1 protein-coding gene is annotated in these 295 nt (G+C 46.4%); it reads right to left on the bottom strand.

The window, feature by feature from the left end:
- Positions 1-113 precede the first annotated feature (113 nt).
- Positions 114-295, bottom strand: a 182-nt coding sequence (locus FLQ44_RS20080; RefSeq protein WP_206209018.1) for a uroporphyrinogen decarboxylase family protein, incomplete at its 5' end; no start/stop codon positions are given.

The raw sequence follows: 295 nt of genomic DNA, 5'->3' as shown, positions 1-295 counted from the left end.
AAGTGAAAAGTGGGAGTGGCTAGCCAATGATGGAGGAGTTTAACTCTTCACCTTTAACTAACCCCTAGTTCCTAGTTCCCTCTCTTCACTTTCTTCTACATCAATGCCTGATATCAGGCATGGACAGCCAGTAATTTGTCCGCCTGTTTAGCTGTTTCAAAGAAGAAGGCGGCGTTTTCTTCGGGAGTGCCTGGTAAGATGCCGTGACCAAGATTTAAAATATGGCCACGATTGCCGGCTTTGCGAATGGTGTCGAGAATGCGTTCGCGGATAAAGTCTTGGGAACCAAAGAGAA

Source organism: Vogesella mureinivorans (assembly GCF_007644035.1).
GTDB lineage: Bacteria > Pseudomonadota > Gammaproteobacteria > Burkholderiales > Chromobacteriaceae > Vogesella > Vogesella mureinivorans.
Note: the sequence above shows the minus strand (reverse complement) of the source record. Positions and strands in the feature narration are given on the sequence as shown.